Origin of the sequence: Streptomyces sp. CB01635 (assembly GCF_002803065.1) — a bacterium.
GTDB lineage: Bacteria > Actinomycetota > Actinomycetes > Streptomycetales > Streptomycetaceae > Streptomyces.
Genome location: NZ_NNBL01000015.1, coordinates 156748 through 181571 on the forward strand (window position 1 = coordinate 156748; position 24824 = coordinate 181571).

The following is a 24824-nucleotide window of genomic DNA, read 5'->3' on the forward strand; positions in this document are numbered from 1 at the left end:
CGTGCTTCTTCATACGCCTCTCCACGCCCCGTGACCGGGCCGTCACAGTGTCGGTGGGGTGCGGCAGGATGGGTCGGATGAGCGAGGAGAGCGGTGCGGCGGGAGAGCTGCCGGAGTACGCGGAGCGGGTGCTCGAGGTCGCGGAGCTGATCCCGCCCGGGCGGGTCATGACCTACGGGGATGTCGCCGAATGGCTCGGTGAGGGCGGCCCCCGCCAGGTCGGCCGCGTGATGGCCCTCTACGGAGGAGCCGTTCCGTGGTGGCGCGTGGTGCGCTCCGACGGCGTGCTGCTGCCCGGCCACGAACTGGACGCCATGGCGCACTACCGCGGGGAGAGCACCCCCCTGCGCGAAGCCTCCCGTACGTCCGAGGGGCACGTCCCGCGCCTCGACATGAGGCGCGCGCGATGGGACGGCGAAGAACGCGCGGAATCTCACACCTGACAGCTTCCGCCATCGCGCCCCCGTTCGAACGGTCTGCGGCCCGTACGAGGGAAACGGGGCGAGAGGGGCACTTCGCCACCACCGCGTACGTTCGTGAATCGCGGCACATCCGTGCCGCACGGGACCCGGGGGACCCGGCGGAAGCCCGGCTTCCGCCACACTCGACGGCGTAGCGTCGACGGCGCGCACCTCCCTCACCCCGCAGCCACCGCCCCGCTCGGACGGCCGGCTGCCTCCCAGTTCCCCCAGCACACCCACCAGGACCAGCGATCCACGTGAGCTCCTCTTCCTCCACCCGGAACCTGTCGCACCGCCAGGTACGACAGGGGATCCCCGGCGCGTACCGACTGGTGCGTACCCCGCCGGCCCAGGTGGACCCCCCTCGTCTGGACGCACGCCAGCGCGCGGTGGTTGACCACCCGCACGGCCCGCTGCTCGTCCTCGCGGGACCGGGCACGGGCAAGACGACCACGCTCGTCGAGGCCGTCGCCGCACGCATCGCCAAAGGCACCGACCCCGAGCGCATCCTGGTCCTCACCTTCAGCCGCAAGGCAGCCGTCGAACTGCGCGACCGCATGGCCCTGCGCATAGGCGCCGCCCACGCACCACAGGCCACCACGTTCCACTCGTTCTGCTACGCCCTCGTCCGCGCCCACCAGGACGCCGGCCTGTTCGAGGAACCCCTGCGCCTGCTGTCCGGACCCGAACAGGACGTCGCCGTACGCGAACTGCTCGCCGGCCAGATCGACCTGGAGCAGGCCGGCCTCGCCCACGTCCGCTGGCCCGACGAACTGCGGGCCTGCCTGACCACCCGCGGCTTCGCCGACGAGGTCCGCGCCGTCCTCGCCCGCAGCCGCGAACTGGGCCTCGGACCGGCCGCACTCGACGCCTTCGCCCGCCGCATCGGCCGCCCCGACTGGAAAGCCGCCGCCACCTTCCTCGCCGAATACCTCGACGTCCTCGACCTGCACGGCGTCCTCGACTACGCCGAACTCGTCCACCGCGCGGTCCTCCTCGCCCACCGCACCCCCGTCGCCGACGAACTCGCCACCCGCTACGACGCCGTGTTCGTCGACGAGTACCAGGACACCGACCCGGCCCAGGTCCGGCTGCTGCACGCCCTCGCCGGCCACGGCCGCACCCTGCTCGCCTTCGGAGACCCCGACCAGTCGATCTACACGTTCCGCGGCGCCGACGTGAACGGCATCCTCGAATTCCCCGACCAGTTCCCCCGCGCCGACAAAAGCCCCGCCCCCGTAGAGGTCCTCACGACGTCCCGCCGCTCCGGAGCACACCTCCTGGACGCCACCCGCCGCATCACCCGGCGCATGCCCCTGACCCGCCTGCCCGCCGACAAGGTCCGCGCCCACCGAGAGCTGACCCCCGCGCGGGACGGCGGCCGCGTCGAGGTCTGCACGTACCCGACCTCCGGCACCGAACTCGACAACATCGCGGACATCCTGCGCCGCGGCCACCTCGAAGACGGCATCCCCTGGGGCGACATGGCCGTCCTCGTCCGCGCCGGCACCCGCTCCATCCCTGCGATCCGCCGCACCCTCACCGCAGCGGGCGTCCCCCTCGACATCGACGGCGACGACCTGCCGCTGCGCCACGAACCGGCCGTCACGCCCCTGCTGACCGCGCTCAGGGCCGTCGCCCTCGGCGTCGCGCAGGACATCCCCGAACCCGACGGGGACCAGGACCAGGAACCGCCCGTCTGGCTCGACACCGAGACCGCCCTCACCCTCCTCGCCTCACCCCTCGCCGGCATGGACGCCGCCGACCTGCGCCGCCTCGGCCGCGCCCTGCGCGAGGAGGAACGCGCCGCCGGCAACCACGTACCGCCCCCCTCCGACGAACTCCTCGCCCGCGCCCTCGCCCAGCCCGAACGCCTCGCCGCCCACGACCCCGCCCACGCCCGCGGCGCCCAGCGCCTGGGTGCCCTGCTGCGCGCGGCCCGCGACACCCTCACCTCCGGAGGCACCGCCGAAGAAGCCCTCTGGCAGCTGTGGAACGGCACCTCATGGCCCCAGCGCCTGGAACGCGCGGCCCGCCGCGGCGGCGCCGCAGGGCGCAACGCGGACCGCGACCTCGACGCCGTATGCGCCCTCTTCGCGACCGCGTCCCGTGCCGAGGAGCGCACCGGAGGCCGCGGCGCCCTCAACTTCCTCGAAGAGGTCGAGGCCCAGGACATCGCCGCCGACACCCTCGCCGGACGCGCCGTACGCCCCGACGCCGTACGCCTCATGACCGCCCACCGCTCCAAGGGCCTCGAATGGCGCCTCGTCGTCGTCGCCGGCGTACAGGAAGGCCTGTGGCCCGACCTGCGCCGCCGCGGCTCCCTCCTCGAAGCCGACCGCATCGGACGCGACGGCCTCGCCGAACCCCTCACCCCCGGAGCGCTCCTCTCCGAAGAACGCCGCCTGTTCTACGTAGCCACCACGCGCGCGCGTGAACGCCTCGTCGTCACCGCGGTCAAGGCACCCGCCGACGACGGCGACCAGCCGTCCCGCTTCCTCACCGAACTCGGCGTCGACCCCCAGGACGTCACCGGCCGCCCCCGCCGCCCCCTGTCCGTCGCCGCGCTCGTCGCCGAGCTGCGCGCCACCACCGTCGATCCCCGCGTCTCCGCCACGCTGCGCGACGCCGCCGCCCGCCGCCTCGCCCGCCTCGCCGCCCTCACCGACGACGACGGCCGCCCCCTCGTACCCTCCGCGCACCCCTACCGCTGGTGGGGCATGGACGACCCCACCGAGAGCAGGATCCCCCTGCGCGACCGCGACCAGCCCGTCGTGCTCTCCGGAAGCGCCCTCGACCAGCTCGCGAACACCTGCTCCCTGCAGTGGTTCCTCGGCCGAGAGGTCAAGGCCGACGCCCCCGCCACCGCCGCCCAGGGCTTCGGCAACGTCGTCCACGTCCTCGCCGACGAGGTCGCCTCCGGACGCACCCCCGCCGACCTCGCCGTCCTCATGGAACGCCTCGACTCCGTCTGGGACGCCCTCGCCTTCGACGCCCCCTGGAAGTCCGTCCAGGAGAAGGAGCACGCGCGCGTGGCGCTCGAACGCTTCCTCCGCTGGCACGTCGACTCCAGCACCGTGCGCACCCCCGTCGCCAGCGAACACGCCTTCGACGTCACCCTCGAAGCGGGCTCCTACGAAGTACGCATCCGCGGTTCCATGGACCGCGTCGAACGCGACACCGAAGGCCGCGCCTACGTAGTCGACTTCAAGACCGGCAAGCAGGCGCCCTCAGCCGCCGACGTCGCCCGCCACCCCCAGCTCGCCGTCTACCAGCTCGCCGTCCGCGAGGGCGCCGTCGACGAACCCTTCGACGGCGAACGCCCCGAACCCGGCGGCGCCGAACTCGTCCAGCTGCGCCAGGGCGCCGCCAAGAAGGACGGCGGTGACGCCCTCCCCAAGGTGCAGTCGCAGCACCCCTTGGGGGACGCCGCGGACGGAGGCGAGGGGGAGTGGGTCGGCGACCTCCTCGCGACCGCCGCCGGCAAGGTCCTCGACGAACGCTTCACCCCCACCACCGGACAGCACTGCACCCACTGCGCGTTCCGCGCCTCGTGCAGCGCCCGCCCCGAGGGCAAACACGTCGTCGAGTGACGTGCGCCTCCGCCGGAACGGTCCGGCGCTGTCAGTGGGCCCGGTTAGCCTCGATGAGGTGACCACACGCCTCACCGATCCCGAGCAGCTCAAGGAGCTCCTCGGGATCCCGTTCACCCCGGAGCAGACGGCCTGCATCACCGCGCCGCCCGCCCCGCAGGTGATCGTGGCCGGAGCCGGATCCGGCAAGACGACGGTCATGGCCGCCCGCGTCGTATGGCTCGTCGGCACCGGACAGGTCGCCCCGGAGCAGGTCCTCGGCCTCACCTTCACCAACAAGGCCGCCGGCGAACTCGCTGAGCGCGTCCGCAAGGCACTGATCAAGGCAGGCGTCACCGACCCCGACGCCATCGACCCGGACAACCCCCCGGGCGAGCCCGTGATCTCCACGTACCACGCCTTCGCCGGCCGCCTCCTCACCGACCACGGCCTGCGCATCGGCCTCGAACCCACCGCGCGCCTCCTCGCCGACGCCACCCGCTTCCAGCTCGCCGCCCGCGTCCTGCGCGAGGCCCCCGGCCCCTACCCGGCCCTCACCCGCTCCTTCGCCGACCTCGTCAGCGACCTCCTCACCCTCGACGGCGAGCTCGCCGAACACCTCGTCCACCCCGACGAACTCCGCGCCTACGACACCCGCCTGCTGCACGCACTCGAAGGCCGCAAACTCACCAACGCCGACCTGCGCAAGGTCCCCGAGGCCGCCGCCGCCCGCCTCGACCTCACCGGCCTCGTCACCCGGTACCGCGAAGCCAAGCGCGCCCGCGACCTCCTCGACTTCGGCGACCAGATCGCCCTCTCCGCCACCCTCGCCCGCACCCGCCCCGAGGTCGGCGCCATCCTCCGCGACGAGTTCCGCGTCGTCCTCCTCGACGAGTACCAGGACACCTCCGTCGCCCAGCGGATCCTCCTGGCCGGCCTCTTCGGGGCGGGCACCGGCCACCCCGTGACCGCCGTCGGCGACCCCTGCCAGGCGATCTACGGCTGGCGCGGCGCCTCCGTCGCCAACCTCGACGACTTCCCCGAACACTTCGCCCACGCCGACGGCCGCCCCGCCACCCGCCTCTCCCTCAGCGAGAACCGCCGCAGCGGCGGCCGCCTCCTCGACCTCGCCAACGGTCTCGCCCAGCCCCTGCGCGCACTCCACGCGGGCGTGGAAGCCCTGCGCCCGGCCCCCGGCGCCGAGCGCGACGGCATCGTCCGCTGCGCCCTCCTGCGCACCCATGCCGAGGAGATCGACTGGCTCGGCGACTCCCTCGCCCACCTCGTACGCACCGGCACCGCCCCCGGCGAGATCGCCGTCCTGTGCCGCACCGCGACCGACTTCGCCGCCATCCAGGGCGCCCTCGTCGCACGCGACATCCCCGTGGAGGTCGTCGGCCTCTCCGGCCTCCTCCACCTCCCCGAGGTCGCCGACCTCGTCGCCGTCTGCGAAGTCCTCCAGGACCCCGGCGCCAACGCCTCGCTGGTCCGCCTCCTGACCGGCCCCCGCTGGCGCATCGGCCCCCGAGACCTCGCCCTCCTCGGCCGCCGCGCCCGCCTCCTCGTCGCCCACGCGCGCGGGGGCCCCGACGACGACCCCGACCGCCGTCTCGCCGAAGCCGTCGAGGGGGTCGACCCCTCCGAAGTGATATCGCTCGCCGACGCCCTCGACACATTCCTCGAGACGCCCCTCGACGAACCGGGCGACGACAAGCTGCCCTTCTCACCGCAGGCCCGCGTACGCTTCGCGCGCCTCGCCACCGAGCTGCGCGACCTGCGCCGCTCACTCGCCGACCCGCTGATGGACGTACTCCACCGAGTCCTCGCCGTCACCGGCCTCGAAGTCGAACTCGCCGCCTCACCACACGCCCTGGCTGCCCGCCGCCGCGAGACCCTGTCCAACTTCCTCGACATCGCCGCCTCGTTCGCCGCGAACGACAGCTCCGCGACCCTCCTCGCCTTCCTCGGCTTCCTGCGCACCGCCGCCCAGTACGAAAAGGGCCTCGACAACGCGCTGCCCGGCGGCGAGAACACCGTGAAGGTGCTCACCGCCCACAAGTCCAAGGGCCTGGAATGGGACGTCGTCGCCGTCCCCGGCCTCGTCACCGGGACGTTCCCCAGTGCCCAGGGCCGCGAGAAATGGACCGCCCAGAGCAAGGTCCTTCCGCACGAACTGCGCGGCGACGCCGCCACACTGCCCGACATCGAAGCGTGGGACTCCAAGGGCATGAAGGCCTTCCACGAAGAGATGAAGGAACACCAGCGCACCGAGGAACTCCGCCTCGGCTACGTCACCTACACCCGCCCCCGCACCCTCCTCCTCGGCTCCGGCCACTGGTGGGGCCCCGCCCAGAAGCGCCCCCGCGGCCCCTCCGACTTCCTCCAGGCGCTGTACGACCACTGCGCCGCCGGACACGGGGAGATCGAGGCCTGGGCCGACGAACCGGCAGAGGACGAGGAGAACCCCGCGCTCCAGGAGGCAGCCGCCGAACACGCCTGGCCGCTCCCGCTCGACGACGAGGCCATGGCGCGCCGCCGCGCGGCCGCGGCCACGGTCCTTGCCCACCTCGAAACCCCGGCCGACGACCACTCCCACGAGATGGCCCACCCGGCCACGTACACCGACCCGGACTGGCCGGCCCCGCCGGACGAAGAGGCGCTCCACGAAGACGAGCCCTTCTACGAAGACGCGCCTCTTAATGAAGAGGGCGATTTCTTCAGCTCGCCGGAGGACGGTCCCGGACCCGACTGGGACGAGTGGGACGACTGGGACGCGTTGCCGCACGAGCGCCCCACGCTTCCGCACCCGACCGGCACCCCCGCGCACGAGCAGCCCGCGGCCGACGCCCCGCACAACGACGCGCACCCTCGCCCGGACGACGCCCGCCCCACGCCCGCGCCCGTGTACGGCGCCCCGCACGCGCCCGACGACGCGCACCCCCTGGGTGCCATCCCGCACCCCACCCCGCCCCAGGACGCCGACCCCCGCCCCCACCCCGACCCGGCGCCCACAAAGACCGCGCCCCCGGAGCGCCCCCCGCTCACTGCGGAGGAGACCCGCACACTCGCCTCCTGGGACCGCGACCTCGACGCCCTCACCGGCGAACTCCTGCGCTCCCGCCAGGCCGTCCGCGACGTCCCCCTCCCCACCACCCTCACCGCCTCCCAGCTCCTGCGCCTGGCCGCCGATCCCGACGGCTTCGCCCAGGATCTGGCCCGCCCCATGCCCCGCCCGCCCCAGCCCGCCGCCCGCCGCGGCACCCGCTTCCACGCCTGGGTCGAATCCCGCTTCGAAGAGCTCCGCCTGCCCATGCTCGACCCCGAAGAGCTCCCCGGCAGCGAGGCCGACATCGCCGACGAACACGACCTCGACACCCTCAAGGAAGCCTTCGACCGCACGCCCTACGCCCACCGCACCCCCCACCGCGTCGAGACGCCCTTCCAGCTCGCCATCGCCGGCCGCGTCATCCGCGGCCGCATCGACGCCGTCTACAAAGAAGGCGACGGCGACGACACCACGTACGAGATCGTCGACTGGAAGACCACTCGCGGCCGCACCGCCGACCCCCTCCAGCTCGCCGTCTACCGGCTCGCCTGGGCCGAGCAGCACGGCCTCCCGCCCGAGGCCGTCAAGGCGACCTTCGTCTACGTACGCGACGGCGAGACCGTCACCCCCCGCGACCTCCCCGGACGCGCCGAAATGGAACGCCTCCTCCTCGAAGACCCCACCCCCGGCCCCCGCGACCGGACAGCACCCGAACCACCGCACGAGCACACCCCGGCGGACGGATAGGCTCGGGACCATGAGCAAGCCCGTTGACAACGCCGTCAGCGCCGTCCGTGCGTACATCGATACCCACCACGACGCGTTCCTCCAGGACCTCGCCGAGTGGCTCCGTATCCCGTCCGTGTCGGCCCAGCCCGACCACGCACCCGACGTACGCCGCAGCGCCGACTGGCTCGCCGTGAAACTCCGGGAGACCGGATTCCCGACCACCGAGGTCTGGGAGACACCCGGCGCGCCCGCCGTCTTCGCCGACTGGCCCTGCGACGACCCGCACGCCCCCACCGTCCTCGTCTACGGGCACCACGACGTCCAGCCCGCGGCCCGCGAGGACGGCTGGAACACAGACCCCTTCGAACCCGTCGTCATCGGAAACCGCCTCCACGCGCGCGGAGCAGCCGACGACAAGGGACAGGTGTTCTTCCACACACTCGGCGTCCGCGCCCACCTCGCCGCCACCGGCCGCACCACCCCCGCCGTCCACCTCAAGCTCCTCGTGGAGGGCGAAGAGGAATCCGGGTCCCCCCACTTCCGCGCCCTCGTCGAGCAGCACAGGGACCGCCTCACCGCAGACGCCGTGATCGTCTCCGACACCGGCATGTGGTCCGAGGACACCCCCACCGTCTGCACCGGAATGCGCGGCCTCGCCGACTGCGAGATCGAACTCCACGGCCCCGACCAGGACATCCACTCCGGATCCTTCGGCGGCGCCGTACCCAACCCCGCCACCGCCGCCGCCCGCCTCGTCGCGGCCCTCCACGACGACCACGCGCGCGTGGCCGTCCCCGGCTTCTACGACGGCATCACCCCCCTCACCGACCGCGAACGGGAACTCTTCGCCGAGCTCCCCTTCGACGAAGCCCAATGGCTGCGCACCGCCAAGTCGCACGCCACCCACGGCGAGGCCGGCCACACCACCCTCGAACGGATCTGGGCCCGCCCCACCGCCGAGGTCAACGGCATCGGCGGCGGCTACCAAGGCCCCGGCGGCAAAACCATCGTCCCCTCCTCAGCCACGCTGAAGCTGTCCTTCCGCCTCGTCGCCGGACAGGACCCCGACCACGTCGAAAAGGCCATCACCGACTGGGTCGCCCAACAGCTCCCCGCCGGAATCCGCCACACCGTCACCTTCGGCGCCGCCACCCGCCCCTGCCTCACCCCCCTCGACCACCCCGCGCTCCAGTCCGTCGTCCGCGCCATGAACCTCGCCTTCGACCAGAAGATCCGCTTCACGCGCGAAGGAGGCTCCGGCCCCGCCGCCGACCTCCAGGACGTCCTCGACGCACCCGTCCTCTTCCTCGGCATCTCCGTCCCCTCCGACGGCTGGCACGCACCCAACGAGAAAGTCGAACTCGACCTCCTCAAAAAGGGCGTCGAAACAGCCGCCCACCTCTGGGGCGACCTCGCGGAGAACTGGCGCGATGCACACTGAGCCACCCCGCCCGCCGCACCCCGCACCCGCCCAGCCGAACCGTCCCGCCGAAACACCCATTCCATCGGGGGAGTTGGAAGCACCCGTGACCACCTGGACCGACCGCACAGCCGACCGTCCGCTCTCACTCTCCGCGCCCAGCGGCATCGACCGCGCCGCCCACCACCGCCTCGACGAGGCCTGGCTCGCCGCAGCCTGGAGCCACCCCACCACCCGCGTCTTCGTGGTCTCCGGTGGACAGGTGCTGATCGACGAGACGCCGGACGGCGCCACCGAACTGGTCATGACCCCGTCCTTCGAAGCACCCCTCACCGAAGCCCACCGCTACTTCCTGGGCACCGACGACGACGGCGTCAGCTACTTCGCCCTCCAGAAGGACACCCTCCCCGGCCGCATCGACCAGTCCGCGCGCGCCGCCGGCCTGCGCGAAGCCGGACTCCTCCTGTCCCCCCGGGACGCCGGCCTCATGGTGCACGCCGTCGCCCTCGAGAACTGGCAGCGACTGCACCGCTTCTGCTCCCGCTGCGGCGAACGCACCGTCATCGCCGCCGCGGGCCACATCCGCCGCTGCCAGGCCTGCGGGGCCGAGCACTACCCCCGCACCGACCCCGCAGTGATCATGCTCGTCACGGACGACGAGGACCGCGCACTCCTCGGCCGCCAGGTCCACTGGCCCGAAGGCCGCTTCTCCACCCTCGCCGGCTTCGTCGAGCCCGGAGAGTCCATCGAGCAGTCCGTACGCCGCGAGGTCTTCGAGGAAGCCGGAGTCGTCGTCGGACCCGACGTCGAGTACGTCGCCAGCCAGCCCTGGCCGTTCCCCTCCAGCCTCATGCTCGGCTTCATGGCCCGCGCCACCTCGTCCGAGATCAACGTCGACGGCGAAGAGATCCACGAGGCCCGCTGGTTCTCCCGCGAAGACCTGCGCGCCGCGTTCGAGTCCGGAGAGGTCATGCCCCCCTACGGGATCTCGATCGCGGCCCGCCTCATCGAACTCTGGTACGGCAAGCCCCTCCCCAAGCCCGGCGACGCCGTATAAGCCCAGCCTGGATCTGATCTGATCCGACCTGACCCGGGACCCAACCGGTCAGGTCGGATCAGGCCGCACCCGACAGGGCATCCGCTTGGATGGGCCGCATGACCGTTCACGACGTAGCTCGCGGCCTTCCCGACATCCCAACCCTGCGGGACCTGTGCCGCTCGATGGCGATGCTGGAAGCGGTACTGAACCCGGACGGCGAGCGGTACTACTCGTACAGCCGCACCTGGTCGGACACAGACCAGATCGCTTCGATGAGAAACGGCTCCGGAGACGAACTCGACATCGTCTTCGCCCCCGCGGGCGCGTACATCCTGGCCTTCGACCACGAATCGCCAATGAGCCCCTACGCCGACGATCTGCCCTGGCCAGGCGTGGTGGACCCGGTCCCCGCCCCGTTCCGCGCCTACGTCGACGAACCGGCGTTCACCGACGAAGACATGCCCAGGGTGACGGCATGCCTATGGCGCGAGACCGACGATGAACAGTGGCGCACGGGCGACATCGAATACCCCGACAACCACCCGGACCCCGACGGCTCCGGATGGATGTTCCGCCTGCTCACCGACGCGACCCCGGCCGCATTCCAAGCATTCGCCGAGGACTACTACGAGACCGCGGTCGACATCGACGTAGTACGCCACGTGTACGCCCACCGACCCTTGAACCGGGCCTTGACCCTCCGCTTGAATCCCGAGGCATCCATGACCACCGTCGCCAAAGAGGCGACCAAGATCGGCTACCCCCTGGACGCGGACTCCGACCGGGACAGGCCAAAGGGAAAGTGACCACGAAATGCAGAAGGCCCCCGCCGAAGCAGGGGCCAGTCTGTACGGACGGAGCGATCAGGCGGCGCCGCCCAGCGCCTGCTTGACCTGGGCAAGGCTCGGGTTCGTCATGATGACCTCGACCCCACCATTCGCGGGAACGACCTGAACGGTCGGAACCGTCTGGTTTCCGCCGTTCGCCTTCTCGACGAACGCCGCAGAATCCGGGTCCTGCTCGATGTTGACCTCGTTGTACTCGATGCCCTCGCGGTCCATCTGGCCCTTCAGCCGACGGCAGTAGCCGCACCACGTCGTGCTGTACATCGTCACAGTCCCCGGCATGTTCCTCATGCTCCTTCACGGCTCGGAATGCTTGTTCGCAATGAGTCGAACGTACGTGACCCGGCCACCATTCCCGCCCCCGCCCGAGCACCCACCACCGCCCACGCATGACGTCCACCACACCCGCAGACGTGACACGCGCCGCATTAATACGACTGCACCCGCCCCCTGTGGACAACGCGACGCACCCGCCCCCACCGACCTGGCAGCATGGCGGGGTGACAGCAGCAACGCACTCCACCCTCTTCCCGCAGGTTCCGGACACGGCCGACGCGGTGCTCGACGGGCTCGACCCCGAACAGCGCGCCGTCGCCACCGCCCTGCACGGACCGGTGTGCGTCCTCGCCGGCGCGGGCACAGGCAAGACCCGCGCCATCACCCACCGCATCGCCTACGGAGTCCGCTCGGGCATCCTCCAGCCCAACAGCATCCTCGCCGTCACCTTCACCAACCGCGCAGCAGGCGAAATGCGCGGCCGACTCCGCCACCTCGGCGCCGGCGGAGTCCAGGCCCGCACCTTCCACGCCGCCGCCCTGCGCCAGCTCCAGTTCTTCTGGCCCAAAGCAGTCGGTGGCGAACTCCCCCGCATCGTCGACCGCAAGATCCAGCTCGTCGCCGACGCGGCCGCCGCCTGCCGCATCCGCCTCGAGCGCGGCGAGCTCCGCGACGTCACGGCCGAAATCGAATGGTCGAAAGTCACCCAGACCGTCCCCGCCGACTACGCCGCAGCAGCCGCCAAAACCGGACGCCTCACCCCCCGCAACAACGCAGAGACCGCCCAGATCTACGCCACCTACGAAACGCTCAAGCGCGACCGCACCCTCATCGACTTCGAGGACGTCCTCCTGCTCACCGTCGGCATCCTCCAGGACCGCCACGACATCGCAGAACAGGTCCGCTCCCAGTACCAGCACTTCGTAGTCGACGAATACCAGGACGTCAGCCCCCTCCAGCAGCGACTCCTCGACCTCTGGCTCGGCGACCGCGACAACCTCTGCGTCGTCGGCGACGCCAGCCAGACCATCTACTCCTTCACCGGCGCCACCCCCGACCACCTGCTCAACTTCCGCACCCGCCACCCCAGCGCCACCGTCGTCAAACTCGTGCGCGACTACCGCTCCACCCCCCAGGTCGTCCACCTCGCCAACACCCTCCTCTCCCACGCCAAAGGCCGAGCCGCCGAACACCGCCTCGACCTCATCTCCCAACGGGACCGAGGACCAGAACCCGCCTACACCGACTACGCCGACGAACCCACCGAAGCCGAAGGCACCGCCCGCCGCATCCGCACCCTCATCGACAACGGCGTCTCCGCCGGCGAAATCGCCATCCTCTTCCGCACCAACGGACAGTCCGAGATCTACGAGCAAGCCCTCGCCGACGCAGGCATCCCCTACCAGCTACGCGGCGCAGAACGCTTCTTCGAGCGCGCGGAAGTACGCAAAGCAGGCCACGCCCTCCGCAGCGCCGCCCGCTTCGGAAACAACGACTCCCTCCTCGACGACGCCGTCGACCTGCCCTCCCAGGTCCGAGCCGTCCTCTCCGGCGAAGGCTGGACCAGCCAACCCCCCGACGGCTCCGGAGCCGTCCGCGAACGCTGGGAATCCCTCGCCGCCCTCGTACGCCTCGCCGAAGACTTCGCCCGCGCCAAACCCACCGCCACCCTCACCGACCTCGTCACCGAACTCGACGAACGCGCCGCGGCCCAACACGCACCCACCGTCGAAGGCATCACCCTCGCCTCCCTGCACGCCGCCAAGGGCCTCGAATGGGACGCCGTCTTCCTCGTCGGCCTCGCCGAAGGCATGATGCCGATCACCTACGCCAAGACCGACGAACAAATCGAGGAAGAACGACGCCTCCTCTACGTCGGCGTCACCCGGGCCCGCCACCACCTCAGCCTGTCCTGGGCCCTTTCCCGCTCACCCGGCGGCCGCCCCAACCGCCGCCCCAGCCGCTTCCTCGACGGCATCCGGCCAGGCACCTCAGGAGCCGCGGCCCGCAACACCAGCACCGGACAAGGCGGCATCGAACACGGCACACCATCGACGCCCCGCACCACCACCGGACCCGTCCGACGCCGCACCGCCCGAACCGTCGCCCGCTGCCACGTCTGCGGACGCACCCTCACCGACGCCGGCGAGATGAAACTCATGCGCTGCGAGGACTGCCCCTCCGACATGGACGAGGGCCTCCACGAGCGACTCCGCGACTGGCGCGCCGACCAGGCACAACAGCTCGGACAGCCCGCCTTCTGCGTCTTCACCGACAAGACCCTCATCGCCATCGCCGAAGCCATGCCCGAAGACGCGGCCCAACTCGCCCGCATCCCCGGCGTCGGCATGCGCAAGCTCAACCGGTTCGGCACCGACGTGCTCACCATCTGCGCAGGTGGGGCCCCGGATGAGGGCGTTGGAGGAGTCGACGAGGACGACTGATGCAAACTCGTCGAAAAAATAGTTTGCGCATGCCCCAGCAATCCCCATAGGTTCTTAAGCACGGGAACAGCGCCTCTTCTCCGAGGCCCTGGTTCCGTGCTGTACTAAAGCCGTCGGACCGGTTCACCCCGGTCCCAGAGACGCCGAGAGGAGGCGAATTCCAGTGATCAGCATCAACGCCAGCTTCATCAGCACCGCCAAAATGACCGATCGCTCGGTCGTCGCTTCCTGCCTGCTCGGTTTCTCGAACCTGGGCACCGGTGCGTCCGGCATTCCCGCCGCCCGTCCGGAGTCCTTCCTGTCTCTCGCCGACCTTCCCGTCCGCGAGAGCAATGAGCGACCGACCAAGGCACCGGAAGCAGTAGCAACGGCACAGGCCCAGGCCTATGCCTTTGCGGCGGCCGGTGCCGGATCCCGGAAGCAGACGACGCACCACCACACGATGTGGGCCTTCCGTGGGCTCGAACCCTGGAGTGATCCAGCCTGATCCTCGATCAGGCCGGCGCCTTCAGGGCCGCGGAACCCCACCCGGGATCCGCGGCCCTTCTGTTTTGCCCGCACGGGACAACAGAACGAAGGGGCCTCGGGAACAAGAAAAGACCCGGTACCACCGCCACCCGGCCCACAGGCCGGAACGACCAGACGAGGAAGACAACACCGTGCAACTCGAAGCGCACGCCCCGTCAGTACCGCCTTCAGACACTCTCCCCCCGCCCGGTCTCACGGAGGACCCCACCTTGAACCCCCTGACTGCGCTCACCGCGCTCGACGACGCCATCGAGAGCCTCGGCGTACCCGTCCCCTGCCGTGCCTACGACCCCGAGGTCTTCTTCGCGGAGTCGCCGGCGGACGTCGAGTACGCCAAGTCCCTCTGCCGCACCTGCCCGCTCGTCGAGGCCTGCCTCGCCGGCGCCAAGGAGCGGCGCGAGCCCTGGGGCGTCTGGGGCGGCGAGCTGTTCGTCCAGGGCGTCGTCGTAGCCCGGAAGCGGCCGCGTGGCCGCCCGCGCAAGAACCCGGTCGCGGCATGAACGCACGAGGAACGATCGACCGCCCCCTGACGCACGACCCCCAGAAGCAGGCCCCGATGAAGCCGTCCACCAGCGAGCCCACCGGCTCTGCGACCCCAGACTTCACCACCACCGACGCGAACGACTCGCGCCAGAACAGGACCCGAGAGATGCAACTCATCCCAGAAGCGCTGGCTCGTGCGCATATGCACGAGCGGCTGCGCTCCACCGAGGCCGAACGCCGCGCACTGCGCCTGGCAACGGCCCGCCGGATGCAGCGCCGCGCCGAGCGCGCATCACTGCGCGCCCGCCGCGCGCTCGCCATGGCGGTCATGCAGTGACCCACCCCGCGGGGGCCGATCCACAACGGACCGGCCCCCGCGGTGCGTTGCCCCACAGCCTCGGAAGACGGAGCTATCGTCACCACGTGACGTCTCTTCCCGACGGCGACTCAGCGCAGCGACCCGAGCCCGAACCCGGCACCATCGTGTGCGCCCTCTGCGGCACCACCGCCCAGGGCGCCCCGCCGACCTGGACCTACTCAGTGGAGAACGGGACCGGCCGGCATTACTGCGACCGTTGCGCCCGGGAGAACCTGAGGGCTATTGAGGGGCGGCTGGACTCGGAGTGGTGGTGAGCTTCGGCGGAACATTCCTTGGGGGCTTCCCTCCCCCCGCCCCCTCCCCCCCGCCCCCAGTTTTTGATCACGCCTCAGCAGCCGAGACGCCCTCGCTTGTCCCCGCGCTCGCCGCTGCTTCGGCACTTATGTCCTCGACCGCGCCGACGGCCGAGCCCTCGACCGCGCCGACGGCCGAGCCCTCGACCGCGCCGACGGCCGGGCCCACGACCGCTCCGCCTGCCGCGTCGTCAACCGGTTCCTCGTCCTCCGCCAGGAATCCCGGTAGCCACCTCTCGAGTTCGTCCCGTAGCCGTACCGTCGCGCCGAGTTGGCACAGGACTCCGATGGTGCTGAGGGTCACGCGATGTATCAGGAGGTAGGAGGGCGGCAGGTTCAGTTGCTTGCCGAGCTGGTGGGCGGGGGAGCGCAGATCGGCGATGCGTGCGGCCTGGCTGCGCATCCAGCCGCGCGTGAAGGTGAACTCGTCGACCAGGGCCGGCTCGATGATCGGCAACAGGTACTCGAGCACCGCGTCGGGTTCGAGGTCGATCGTCTCCTTGACGAAACCCTCTGTGCGTAGCAGTTCGTAGACAGCTTCCGCGTTGCCCGCCAGGGTCATGCGCAGTGAGGTGCCGATGGTTTCGGGGAGGCCGCCGGGGAGCCGGTCCACGGTGCCGAAGTCGAGGACTCCGAGTCGCCAGTCGTTCTTTTCGTCGGGCAGCAGCCTGAAGTTTCCAGGGTGCGGATCGGCGTGGAGCAGGCTGGTGCGGGACGGGCCGGAGAACAGGAAGCGGGCGAGAAGCTGTCCTGCCCGGTTCCGTTGTTCGTCGGTGCCGTCGATGATCACCTCGGAGAGCGGTGTTCCGTCTATCCATTCGGTGATGAGGACCTGGTCGCACTGGTGCACCACGTCGGGTACGTGCACATCGGGATCGTCGGCGAACTCTTCGGCGCAAGCCCGCTGGGCCTGTGCCTCCAGCCCGTAGTCGAGTTCCTCGGACACCCGGTCGCGCAGTTCCGTGATGAGCGGCTTGATGTCCATGCCGGGGATCAGGGGGCCGAGGAGGCGGGCGAAGCGGCCGAGTTGGTTCAGGTCGGAAAGCAGGGCCTCGCCGGCTCCCGGGTACTGCACCTTGACGGCGACCTCGCGGCCGTCGTGCCAGATGGCGCGGTGGACCTGCCCTATCGATGCTGCTGCCGCGGGCTTGTCCTCGAACTCCAGGAAGTTTTCCCGCCATTCGTCGCCGAGCCGTTCCGCGAGGACGGCGTGGACCGTCCTGGTGGGCATTGGGGGCGCCGCTTCCTGGAGTTTGGTCAGAGCGGCGCGGTACGGGCCTGCGACCTCCTCGGGGAGGGCGGATTCGAAGACGGACATGGCCTGCCCGAACTTCATGGCTCCGCCTTTGAGCTCACCGAGAACCTTGAAGAGCTGGTCCGCCGTGCGCTGTTGCAGTTCCCGCCCGACGATCTCGGCCGACTTCCCGCCGATGCGTTTGCCGAGGCCCCAGGTCGCGCGCCCGGCGAAGCCGAGTGGCAGCGCGGCCAGTTTGGCAGTACGGGTTACCGCCTTCCGGGGAAGATCAGACATGCGCCCCTCCAAGTCCCAGCCTGCCGTGCCGCCAGTGGCGGTTACCTGGCCATTGTGTCGTGCTGCTCTCCGCCCTCGGAGGTCTGCTCCCCCTTACTTCTCTGACCTGCTCCGCATGAGCAGTCCGGATGTGCCCATACCGGGCGGGCGTGCCAGTCGAGTCCCGGAGCCGATGCCTCCCAGCGGGCGCCGGTGCTGGACGGCAGTTCGCCGTCGAGGAAGGCCAGCGCGTGTGCTGCCGTGAGTCCGGCGACGGCCGTGGCGAGAGCCAGGTCGCATGCGGGTACCTGGAGTTGACGTCCGGAACGCCATTGAGCGAGCAGTCGGGGCCAGGTGGGGTCGCGGTCGGTGCGGTCCAGCGACAGGCAGCCGGCGCAGGCGGTGCCGCCGGGCAGCACCAGGGGGCCGACGACTCCGGTGGCCTCGACCACTCCGGCGTAGAGGTGGGGCGTGCCCGAGGCGATGAGTTCTTCGGCGGCCAGAGGGTCGGGGGTGTGGGGGGACAGGCCGTCGCGTGGGGCGATGATCACGAGGGAGAGGGCAGGTTCCTCGGCTGAGGGCGGGGCTTGGACCTCTGACGGGGCTTGGGGCTGGGCTTGGGATTGAGGTGGGCCGGAGCGGCGGTCGGGGCGGGGTGGGCGATCGGGTGCGGCCTTGCGTGCGGCTCGATACGCGGCCGTGTCTCGGCGTTCTCCGACGGATTCGACGGGGAGTCCGCCCGGGGCCACGTCCCACGGTTCGACAATGCCTCCGTCGCGCACATCGACGTGGCCGACGCCTGCGGCGGACAGGACGGACGCGATGACCGTGCCGACGCGGCCGGTTCCCCGGACCTGGACGCGCATGCTGCGGCGGGCCGCCAATTTCCTTGCCCCTGCGGCTGGTTCAGGGGAGAGGATCGTGAGGGCTGCCAGGTCGGGGCGGAGTCGGTCGAGGACTGCTTGGCGCTTGCGGAGCGCGTCGAAGGCCGGGCCTCCGCCGGTGGCGTCGTCGAGGAGTCCGGCCCTCGTCAGCCGGTGGAGCAGGGCGTCGACATGGCCGTCGGGCAGTCCCATCCGGCGGCCTTCGTCGCGCAGCAGGGCCACGCCGCGGGTTCCGTCGAGGAGGGTGAGGAAGGTGCCGGTCGCGGTGTCGACCGGGCCGAGTACGACGGCGTGGGCGGCTGCCACGCCGAACTGGACGGTATTGAGGTCGCGCCAGCCGCGTCGCAGCGCAGGTTTCAGGATCGGATGCATGTCTGTCGGCGGTGAAGTGCCCATCTGTTCCCCCGTGATGCTTGTGCTCTCGCTCTGGTGATCAAGCTGGCAAGTTGGCGATCAAGTTGATGACGTTGGCGAAGTCGGTGGCGTCGGTGACGTGACCGCGGGCCGGAATTCGGGTGGCTCGTCGGTCGATTGCCAGGATGCACGGCGGGGGGAATCCGTGTGAAAAGTTATCCACAGGGGGTGGGTATTAGTCGTATAAATCGCGCGGGAGGGGTGCGGGGCCGCACCGAAGAGTCCCGGAGGCGGGACTTCCCCCATGTGCAGCGGGTAACGTCGGGGCGTGCCCGCCGACCCACTGCACCGCGCCACGAACACGCAGCGCAGCACGACCAGCCCGCCGCCGAGCGGCCCGAGGGCGAGCGCGGTAGAGGTCCGCAGAAGCGCCCGGCGGCGCCGAACGGTCTCCGCGTATCGCGAAGGTGACCGGACCGTCGTCCTCATTCCGGCCCGTATGTCGGAGGCCGAGGAGAAGCGCTGGGTCAACGTCATGCTCGACAAGCTGGCCGCGCAGGAGAGCAAACGGGTCCTGGGGGACGCGGAGCTCGCCGAGCGGGCGGAGCGGCTGTCCGAGCAGTGCTTCGATGGCCGGGCCCGCCCCACGTCCGTGCGCTGGGTGACGAATCAGAACACGCGCTGGGGGTCGTGCACGCCGTCCGAGGGCAGCATCCGGCTGTCGCACCGGCTGCAGGGGATGCCGGAGTACGTGGTCGACTACGTACTCGTACACGAGTTGGCGCATCTGCTGGTGCCGGGGCACGGGCCGCGGTTCTGGCGTCTCCTTGAGGCGTATCCGCGCACGGAGCGGGCGCGGGGCTATCTCGAGGGTGTTGTCGCGGCCGACCGGCTGCCGCATCTGCCGGCCGCTCGCGAGGAGTGAGCACCCGGGAGTGACCGCCCACGAGTGGCCTCCCCTGAGCGACCGCCTTGGAGTGACTGACCGAGGAGTCACCCCCTATGACCTTTCGGCGCCCAGGTCTGACTGTCCGTCGACCCTTCGCCGATTCCGCCCGCCGCGTGCCCGTTGTGTACCAGGGCTGTACCGGCTGCCGCCGCTGTCAGTGATTGCGGTTAGCCTGACGCGACGTATTCACCTTCGGGATGGGGGACGGTCGTTACGCATGGCCAGGGAATTCCAACGCGGCCACAAGGCCAAGATCAGTGACCTCACCGCGGGCACCGATCTGTACGTAGGCGTGCAGATCACGGGTCCCGGGCTGACCTTCGACATCAGCTGCTTCGGTCTTGACGCCGACGAACGGCTCTCGGACGACCGGTATTTCGTCTTCTTCAATCAGCCGAAATCGCCCGAGGAGTCGATTCAGCTTCTCGGTGCGCAGGCCGGCGACAGCGAGTCCTTCCGCGTCACCCTCGACCGGATCCCGGCGAACATCCAGAAGTTGTCGTTCACCGCGACGATCGACGGCGCCGGGCAGATGTCGCAGATCGCCCCCGGATACGTACGGATCGTCGCGGGCGGCGAGGAGGTCGCCCGCTATTCGTTCAACGGCACGGAGTTCTCGACCGAACGTGCCGTGATGCTGGGCGACTTCTACCTGAAGGACGTCTGGCGGTTCGCGGCCGTCGGGCAGGGGTTCGACGGCGGACTCGACGCGCTGCTGAAGAACTTCGGCGGTGAGGTCGCCGACGAGGAGCCCGCCGCCGCGCCGCCCCAGCAGCAGACCGGTGCACCGTCGTTCGCGCCGCCCGGGCAGGCCACGGCGCCACCCGCGTTCGGCGCGCCCGCACCCGCAACGCCCGCGCCCGCCCCGGCCCCGCAGCCCGCCCAGCAGGGCTACGCGCCGCCGCAGGCAGCCACGCCGCCGCCCGCCCCGGCCCCGCCGTCGGTGCACGCGGCGCCGACGATCGTCGCACCGCTGGCCACGCCGCCCGGCGCCATGCAGCCGCCGGCCGCGCCCACCCCGCACGCGCCGCCCATCGGACATGTGCCCGGTCAGACCGCGCCCCCGCCCCCGGGCTACGGGCAGCCGACCGCGCCTCCCGGCTACGGGCAGCAGCCCCAGGCGCCGACCCCGCCCCCGGGGTACGGACAGCCGACTCCGCCTCCCGGTTACGGGCAGCAGCCGCCCGGTCAGTTCCCCGGTCAGCAGGGTGCCCCGTCGCCGTACGGGGCACCTCAGGGTGTGCCGCAGGGCGGAGGCGCCGCCGGTGTGTCCGCCGCGCTTTCGGCGTTCCGCGAGGCGCCCACCGGTCAGCGGTGGACCCTGCAGAACAAGAAGCTGATCCGCGTCGATCTCGGCGCCGGCGGCGACCAGCCGGTGCTCGCCCGGCAGGGCAGCATGGTGCTCTACCAGGGCAAGGTGGAGTTCGGCTACAAGGGCGCGGGCTTCGCCGGCCGGATCGTGGGCAACGCGACCGGCCAGGAGATGCAGCTGATGCGCTGCACCGGCCGCGGCCAGGTCTTCCTCGCGGAGGAGGCCACGCATCTGCACCCCATCGAGCTCCAGGGCGACGCGATCTGCGTATCCGCGGAGAACGTTCTGGCGTTCGACGAGAGCCTCCAGCACGAGGTGCGCAGGATCGAGGGGCACGGCATTCCCGGCGGCGCCCTGTTCGTCATGCAGTTCCAGGGCACGGGCACGGTCGTCGTCAAGACGCACGGCACGCCCGTCGTGCTGCCCGTGACGCCGACGACGTTCGCCGACTGCAACGCGGTCGTCGCCTGGTCGGCCGCCGCGCAGGCGATCGTGTCCAGCCAGGTGCGCATGCGCTACAACGCCTACCCGGGACACAGCGGGGAGAGCGTGAACCTCCAGTTCCGGGGTGCGCCAGGGAACTTCATCGTCGTCCAGCCGTTCGAGGTCTGAGGGAGCCCGTCATGAACCAGCCGCTCGCGGGTTACGCCCCGACCCCGGTAGCCGCCCGCATGGAGAACCACGGCGCCAACATGCTCAAGGTCGCCATGCAGACCGGCAACGACCTCCTCGCGCGCGTGGGCTCGATGGTCGCCTACGAAGGGTTCGTCCAGTACGAGCCCAACCCGCCCGCCGTCCGCCAGATCGCCCGCGACTGGATGACCGGCGAGGGCGCGCCCCTGATGAAGGCCACCGGAGACGGCATCCTCTACCTCGCCGACTACGGCGCCGAGATTGTCGTCATCAACCTCGGTGGCGACTCGATCTCGGTGAACGGCACGAACCTGCTCGCCTTCGACGCGCACCTCCAGTGGGGCGTCGAGCGCGTCAAGGGCCTCGCCAAGTTCGCCGGACAGGGCCTGTGGAACATCAAGATCTCCGGGCAGGGCTATGTCGCCCTCACGTCCCGGGGCACCCCCATCGTCGTCGACTGCGGCCGCGGCGAGGACGAGACGTACGTCGACCCGGACGCGTTGATCGCCTGGTCCCCGAACCTCAAGGTGAAGGGCAAGCGCAGCTTCAAGGCCGGCTCGCTCATCGGGCGCGGCAGCGGTGAGGCCTACCAGATGGGCTTCTCCGGGGAAGGCATTGTCGTCGTACAGCCCAGTGAGGACAGCACCGACCGCCTCCGAGTCCGGGGCTGAGGGGGAACGGAACACCATGCAGAGCCCGCTTTTCGCGCACTCCGAGCAGCAGACCCAGGAGCGCTACACCGTCCAGAACCCGCAGCTGCTGCGGGTCACGCTGGAAGGCCACGACGACATCCTCGCCCGCAAGGGCGCCATGGTCGCCTACCAGGGCCTTGTCGAGTTCGACGGCGAGATCCAGACCTCCGGTCAGAGGCGCGCCCGCGCCAACACCGGTGAGGGCCTCGACCTGATGCGCTGCCACGGGCAGGGCACCGTCTACCTCGCCAACCTCGCCCAGTTCATCCACGTGGTGGAGGTCGAGCAGGACGGTCTGACCGTGGACAGCAGCTATGTCCTCGCGCTCGACTCCTCGCTCAGCTACCAGGTCGTCGCCGTCGACAGCCAGTACGGCATCTCCGGCTCCGGCAAGTACCAGCTCAACATCACCGGGCGCGGCAAGGTCGCCCTGATGACGTCGGGGCAGCCGCTGATGCTCCAGGTCACCCCGGACCGGTACGTCAACGCCGACGCGGACGCGATCGTCGCCTGGTCCAACGGCCTGCGCGTGCAGATGCAGGCCCAGACGCACTCCTCCGGAGTGTGGCGGCGCCGCGGCAACACGGGGGAGGGCTGGGAGCTCAGCTTCATGGGCCAGGGCTACGCCCTCGTGCAGCCCAGCGAGCTGCTGCCCCCGCAGAACGCGGTGATCGGCCAGGGCCTCGGCGCCCAGTACGGCATGGGCCAGCAGGGCGCCCGTGGCCAGAACCAGGGCAACGTCTGGAGCTGACCCGAAGGGCGATCATGTGTCCTGAGTGACCATGTGCCACGTGGCATGTGTAAGGGGCGGCCACCACGGTGGCCGCCCCTTACACATGCCCGCTCACAGTCGGGCGCGCGTCGCCTCCACCAGGCGCACGACGGAGTCGTCCGCCACGCCCGCGACCTCGTCGTACGGGAACCAGCGCAGGTCGAGCGACTCGTCGCTGATGGCGGCCACCGCGTCGGCGGGAGCGACAGCCGCGTACTGCGTGTCGAGATGCCGCGTGCACGGTCCCGGGATCGGATGCCGGTCGAGCCGCACGGGGCCGCCCGGCAGGAGCGTCAAGCCGGGGATGCCGGACTCCTCGGTCGCCTCCCGCAGCGCGGCTTCCGCGAGCGTCAGGTCACCCGGCTCGCAGTGGCCGCCCATCTGCAGCCACATCTGGAGCTTCTTGTGCAGCGTGAGCAGCACCCGCCCGTGGGACGGGTCGATGACCAGCGCGCTCGCCGTCAGATGACCGTCCGTGCAGGCCTTCCACATGCCGTCCTCGGGATGGGCGGACAGGTGATCCAGGTACGCCTGGCGCAGCTCGGCCTGGCCCTCGTAGGCCTTCAGTACGAGGACCGCGTCGTCGTGCAGCGTCACTTGCCCTCGTCGTCCTTGGAGCCGTCGGAGTCGTTCTTGGAGCTGTCCGCGGGACCGTCGCCCTTGGAGTCGCCCTCCTTGGAGAGGTTCGGCTTGTCCAGGCCGCCGCTCGCCGCCTCGCCGAGCATCTTGTCGATCTCGGAGAAGTCCAGCTGCTCGCGGTGCACGAAGCCGTCCGGGTCGTCCAGGTCCGACGCCGTCGGCAGCATGTCCGGGTGCGCCCACAGGCCGTCGCGCCCGTCCACACCGCGCGCGTCCGTCAGCGAGGCCCACAGTCGCGAGGCGTCCCGCAGGCGGCGCGGGCGCAGCTCCAGACCGATCAGCGTGGCGAACGTCTGCTCGGCGGGGCCACCGGTCGCCCGGCGGCGGCGCAGCGTCTCACGGAGCGCGTCGGCCGACGACAGGCGCGGCTTCGCGGCCGCGTGGACCACGGCGTCGACCCAGCCCTCGACGAGCGCGAGAGCGGTCTCCAGGCGGGCCAGGGCGGCCTTCTGCTCCGGAGTGTCCTCCGGCTGGAACATGCCCTGCTGAAGCGCCTCCTGCAGCTGCTCCGGGTTCTGCGGATCGAGCTGGCCGACCGCGTCCTCCAGCTTCGCCGTGTCGACCTTGATGCCGCGCGCGTATCCCTCGACCGCGCCGAACAGGTGCGAGCGCAGCCACGGCACATGCGAGAAGAGCCGCTGGTGGGCGGCCTCGCGCAGCGCCAGGTAGAGCCGCACCTCCTCCTTGGGGATGCCGAGGTCCTTGCCGAACGCCTCGATGTTCACCGGCAGGAGCGCCGCCTTGCCGGCGGGGCCGAGCGGCAGACCGATGTCGGTCGAGCCGACGACCTCGCCCGCGAGGACGCCCACGGCCTGCCCGATCTGCGAGCCGAACATGGCGCCGCCCATGGAGCGCATCATCCCGATGAGCGGGCCCGCCATGGCCTGCATCTCCTCGGGAAGGACATCGCCCATGGCCAGGCCGACACGCTCGGCGACCGGGTCGACGAGTTCCTTCCACACCGGGAGGGTCGCCTCGACCCACTCGGCGCGGCTCCACGCCACCGCGGACCCGGCACCCGACGGCAGCGACGTCGCGTCGTCGAGCCACAGGTCGGCCAGGCGCACGGCCTCCTCGACCTGCGAGCGCTCGGCGGGGCCGACACTCGCGTCCTTGGTGCCGTCGGCGGTGCCCTGGGAGACCGTCTGACGGGCGATGTCCTTGGCCATCTCCCAGTTCACCGGGCCGCCCTCGTACGAGAGCATCTGGCCGAGCTGCTGGAAGGCGGCCCCCAGGTCATTGGGGTTCAGGGAACCGAACATCGCGGCGAAGGGGTTGTCCCCGCCGCCCATGCCGGGCATTCCTCCGAAACCGAAGGGGTTGGCAGGTCCCTGACCGCCACCGCCCTGCTGATCCTTCTTCTTGCCCTCGTCGCCGTCGTCCGGCTCCTCCGGCGGAAGGCCGAATCCGAATGGGGTGTCACTCACGGGGTTCCTCGGCTGGTAAGGCCACCGGTTCTGTCCCGGCGGCGTTTGCCCGACTACACACCCAGCGTAGACACCGTGACGCGATCGGGCCTCGGTGCTCCGCCGACTCACGGCCTGCGGCAGGATGGATGCCTCCT

Annotated in this window: 20 protein-coding genes; 15 read left to right on the plus strand and 5 right to left on the minus strand. The window is 70.9% G+C overall.

Annotation, left to right across the window (positions count from 1 at the left end; all coding sequences use genetic code 11):
* Positions 1-68 precede the first annotated feature (68 nt).
* The 6 genes from CG723_RS30060 (at position 69) to CG723_RS30085 (ending at position 11073) form a co-directional block, all read left to right on the plus strand.
* Complete coding sequence (locus tag CG723_RS30060; RefSeq protein WP_100596661.1) at positions 69-443, plus strand: MGMT family protein; 375 nt, start codon at positions 69-71, stop codon at positions 441-443.
* A 275-nt stretch (positions 444-718) separates the two neighbouring features.
* The gene (locus tag CG723_RS30065) at positions 719-4054 is read left to right on the plus strand and encodes an ATP-dependent helicase (protein ID WP_100596662.1); all 3336 of its coding nucleotides are present in this window, start codon (positions 719-721) and stop codon (positions 4052-4054) included.
* Between the two features lie 58 nt (positions 4055-4112).
* Positions 4113-7826 carry a UvrD-helicase domain-containing protein gene (locus CG723_RS30070; RefSeq protein ID WP_100596663.1) on the plus strand — a complete coding sequence of 1238 codons (3714 nt, stop codon included), beginning with the start codon at positions 4113-4115 and terminating at the stop codon, positions 7824-7826.
* Between the two features lie 10 nt (positions 7827-7836).
* On the plus strand, positions 7837-9249 hold the full coding sequence (locus tag CG723_RS30075; RefSeq protein WP_100596664.1) for a dipeptidase: 1413 nt from the start codon (positions 7837-7839) through the stop codon (positions 9247-9249).
* A gap of 85 nt (positions 9250-9334) precedes the next feature.
* The gene (gene nudC / locus CG723_RS30080) at positions 9335-10285 is read left to right on the plus strand and encodes an NAD(+) diphosphatase (protein WP_100596665.1); all 951 of its coding nucleotides are present in this window, start codon (positions 9335-9337) and stop codon (positions 10283-10285) included.
* Positions 10286-10383: 98 nt separating this feature from the next.
* Positions 10384-11073, plus strand: coding sequence for a hypothetical protein (locus tag CG723_RS30085; protein WP_100596666.1), 690 nt, complete (start codon positions 10384-10386; stop codon positions 11071-11073).
* 57 nt (positions 11074-11130) lie between these two features.
* Here CG723_RS30085 and CG723_RS30090 read toward each other — a convergent pair whose 3' ends face one another.
* A complete protein-coding gene (locus CG723_RS30090; RefSeq protein ID WP_100596667.1) occupies positions 11131-11394 on the minus strand; it encodes a mycoredoxin in 264 nt (87 codons plus the stop codon).
* Between the two features lie 107 nt (positions 11395-11501).
* Between CG723_RS30090 and CG723_RS30095 the strand changes: the two genes are divergently transcribed.
* From CG723_RS30095 to CG723_RS30115, 5 genes are all read left to right on the plus strand, one after another.
* Positions 11502-13832 (plus strand): ATP-dependent DNA helicase UvrD2, encoded by a 2331-nt coding sequence (locus CG723_RS30095; RefSeq protein WP_100596668.1) that lies wholly within the window; start codon positions 11502-11504, stop codon positions 13830-13832.
* Positions 13833-13995: 163 nt separating this feature from the next.
* Positions 13996-14319 (plus strand): hypothetical protein, encoded by a 324-nt coding sequence (locus CG723_RS30100; protein ID WP_100596669.1) that lies wholly within the window; start codon positions 13996-13998, stop codon positions 14317-14319.
* A gap of 172 nt (positions 14320-14491) precedes the next feature.
* Positions 14492-14860 carry a WhiB family transcriptional regulator gene (locus tag CG723_RS30105; protein ID WP_100596670.1) on the plus strand — a complete coding sequence of 123 codons (369 nt, stop codon included), beginning with the start codon at positions 14492-14494 and terminating at the stop codon, positions 14858-14860.
* On the plus strand, positions 14857-15180 hold the full coding sequence (locus tag CG723_RS30110; RefSeq protein ID WP_100596671.1) for a hypothetical protein: 324 nt from the start codon (positions 14857-14859) through the stop codon (positions 15178-15180). Before CG723_RS30105 ends, CG723_RS30110 begins: the two co-directional genes overlap by 4 nt.
* A gap of 86 nt (positions 15181-15266) precedes the next feature.
* Positions 15267-15476, plus strand: coding sequence for a hypothetical protein (locus tag CG723_RS30115; RefSeq protein WP_100596672.1), 210 nt, complete (start codon positions 15267-15269; stop codon positions 15474-15476).
* A gap of 67 nt (positions 15477-15543) precedes the next feature.
* Here the strand turns inward: CG723_RS30115 and CG723_RS30120 are convergent, their stop codons facing one another.
* Positions 15544-17046: an ABC1 kinase family protein gene (locus CG723_RS30120; protein ID WP_100596673.1), complete on the minus strand. Its 1503-nt coding sequence runs from the start codon at positions 17044-17046 to the stop codon at positions 15544-15546.
* Positions 17047-17087: 41 nt separating this feature from the next.
* On the minus strand, positions 17088-18281 hold the full coding sequence (locus CG723_RS30125; RefSeq protein ID WP_100596674.1) for a ThiF family adenylyltransferase: 1194 nt from the start codon (positions 18279-18281) through the stop codon (positions 17088-17090).
* A gap of 310 nt (positions 18282-18591) precedes the next feature.
* Here CG723_RS30125 and CG723_RS30130 point away from each other — a divergent pair, with 310 nt between their 5' ends.
* From CG723_RS30130 to CG723_RS30145, 4 genes are all read left to right on the plus strand, one after another.
* Entirely contained in the window at positions 18592-19188 is a 597-nt protein-coding gene (locus CG723_RS30130; protein ID WP_100596675.1) for a M48 metallopeptidase family protein, read from the plus strand.
* 241 nt (positions 19189-19429) lie between these two features.
* Positions 19430-21136: a TerD family protein gene (locus CG723_RS30135; RefSeq protein WP_100596676.1), complete on the plus strand. Its 1707-nt coding sequence runs from the start codon at positions 19430-19432 to the stop codon at positions 21134-21136.
* Between the two features lie 11 nt (positions 21137-21147).
* Positions 21148-21828, plus strand: coding sequence for an AIM24 family protein (locus CG723_RS30140; protein ID WP_100596677.1), 681 nt, complete (start codon positions 21148-21150; stop codon positions 21826-21828).
* A 16-nt stretch (positions 21829-21844) separates the two neighbouring features.
* Entirely contained in the window at positions 21845-22600 is a 756-nt protein-coding gene (locus CG723_RS30145; RefSeq protein ID WP_100596678.1) for an AIM24 family protein, read from the plus strand.
* A gap of 93 nt (positions 22601-22693) precedes the next feature.
* Here the strand turns inward: CG723_RS30145 and CG723_RS30150 are convergent, their stop codons facing one another.
* Entirely contained in the window at positions 22694-23218 is a 525-nt protein-coding gene (locus CG723_RS30150) for an NUDIX hydrolase (protein WP_100596679.1), read from the minus strand.
* Complete coding sequence (locus CG723_RS30155; RefSeq protein WP_100596680.1) at positions 23215-24687, minus strand: zinc-dependent metalloprotease; 1473 nt, start codon at positions 24685-24687, stop codon at positions 23215-23217. Before CG723_RS30155 ends, CG723_RS30150 begins: the two co-directional genes overlap by 4 nt.
* Between the last annotated feature and the right edge of the window lie 137 nt (positions 24688-24824).

Excerpts from the sequence above, each read along its gene's own strand:
- CG723_RS30060 (WP_100596661.1), top strand. The coding sequence starts at position 69 with ATGGGTCGGATGAGCGAGGAGAGCGGTGCGGCGGGAGAGCTGCCGGAG.
- CG723_RS30075 (WP_100596664.1), top strand. The coding sequence starts at position 7,837 with ATGAGCAAGCCCGTTGACAACGCCGTCAGCGCCGTCCGTGCGTACATC.
- CG723_RS30085 (WP_100596666.1), top strand. The coding sequence starts at position 10,384 with ATGACCGTTCACGACGTAGCTCGCGGCCTTCCCGACATCCCAACCCTG.
- CG723_RS30090 (WP_100596667.1), bottom strand. The coding sequence starts at position 11,394 with ATGCCGGGGACTGTGACGATGTACAGCACGACGTGGTGCGGCTACTGC.
- CG723_RS30095 (WP_100596668.1), top strand. The coding sequence starts at position 11,502 with ATGACGTCCACCACACCCGCAGACGTGACACGCGCCGCATTAATACGA.
- CG723_RS30110 (WP_100596671.1), top strand. The coding sequence starts at position 14,857 with ATGAACGCACGAGGAACGATCGACCGCCCCCTGACGCACGACCCCCAG.
- CG723_RS30120 (WP_100596673.1), bottom strand. The coding sequence starts at position 17,046 with ATGTCTGATCTTCCCCGGAAGGCGGTAACCCGTACTGCCAAACTGGCC.
- CG723_RS30125 (WP_100596674.1), bottom strand. The coding sequence starts at position 18,281 with ATGCATCCGATCCTGAAACCTGCGCTGCGACGCGGCTGGCGCGACCTC.
- CG723_RS30135 (WP_100596676.1), top strand. The coding sequence starts at position 19,430 with ATGGCCAGGGAATTCCAACGCGGCCACAAGGCCAAGATCAGTGACCTC.
- CG723_RS30140 (WP_100596677.1), top strand. The coding sequence starts at position 21,148 with ATGAACCAGCCGCTCGCGGGTTACGCCCCGACCCCGGTAGCCGCCCGC.
- CG723_RS30145 (WP_100596678.1), top strand. The coding sequence starts at position 21,845 with ATGCAGAGCCCGCTTTTCGCGCACTCCGAGCAGCAGACCCAGGAGCGC.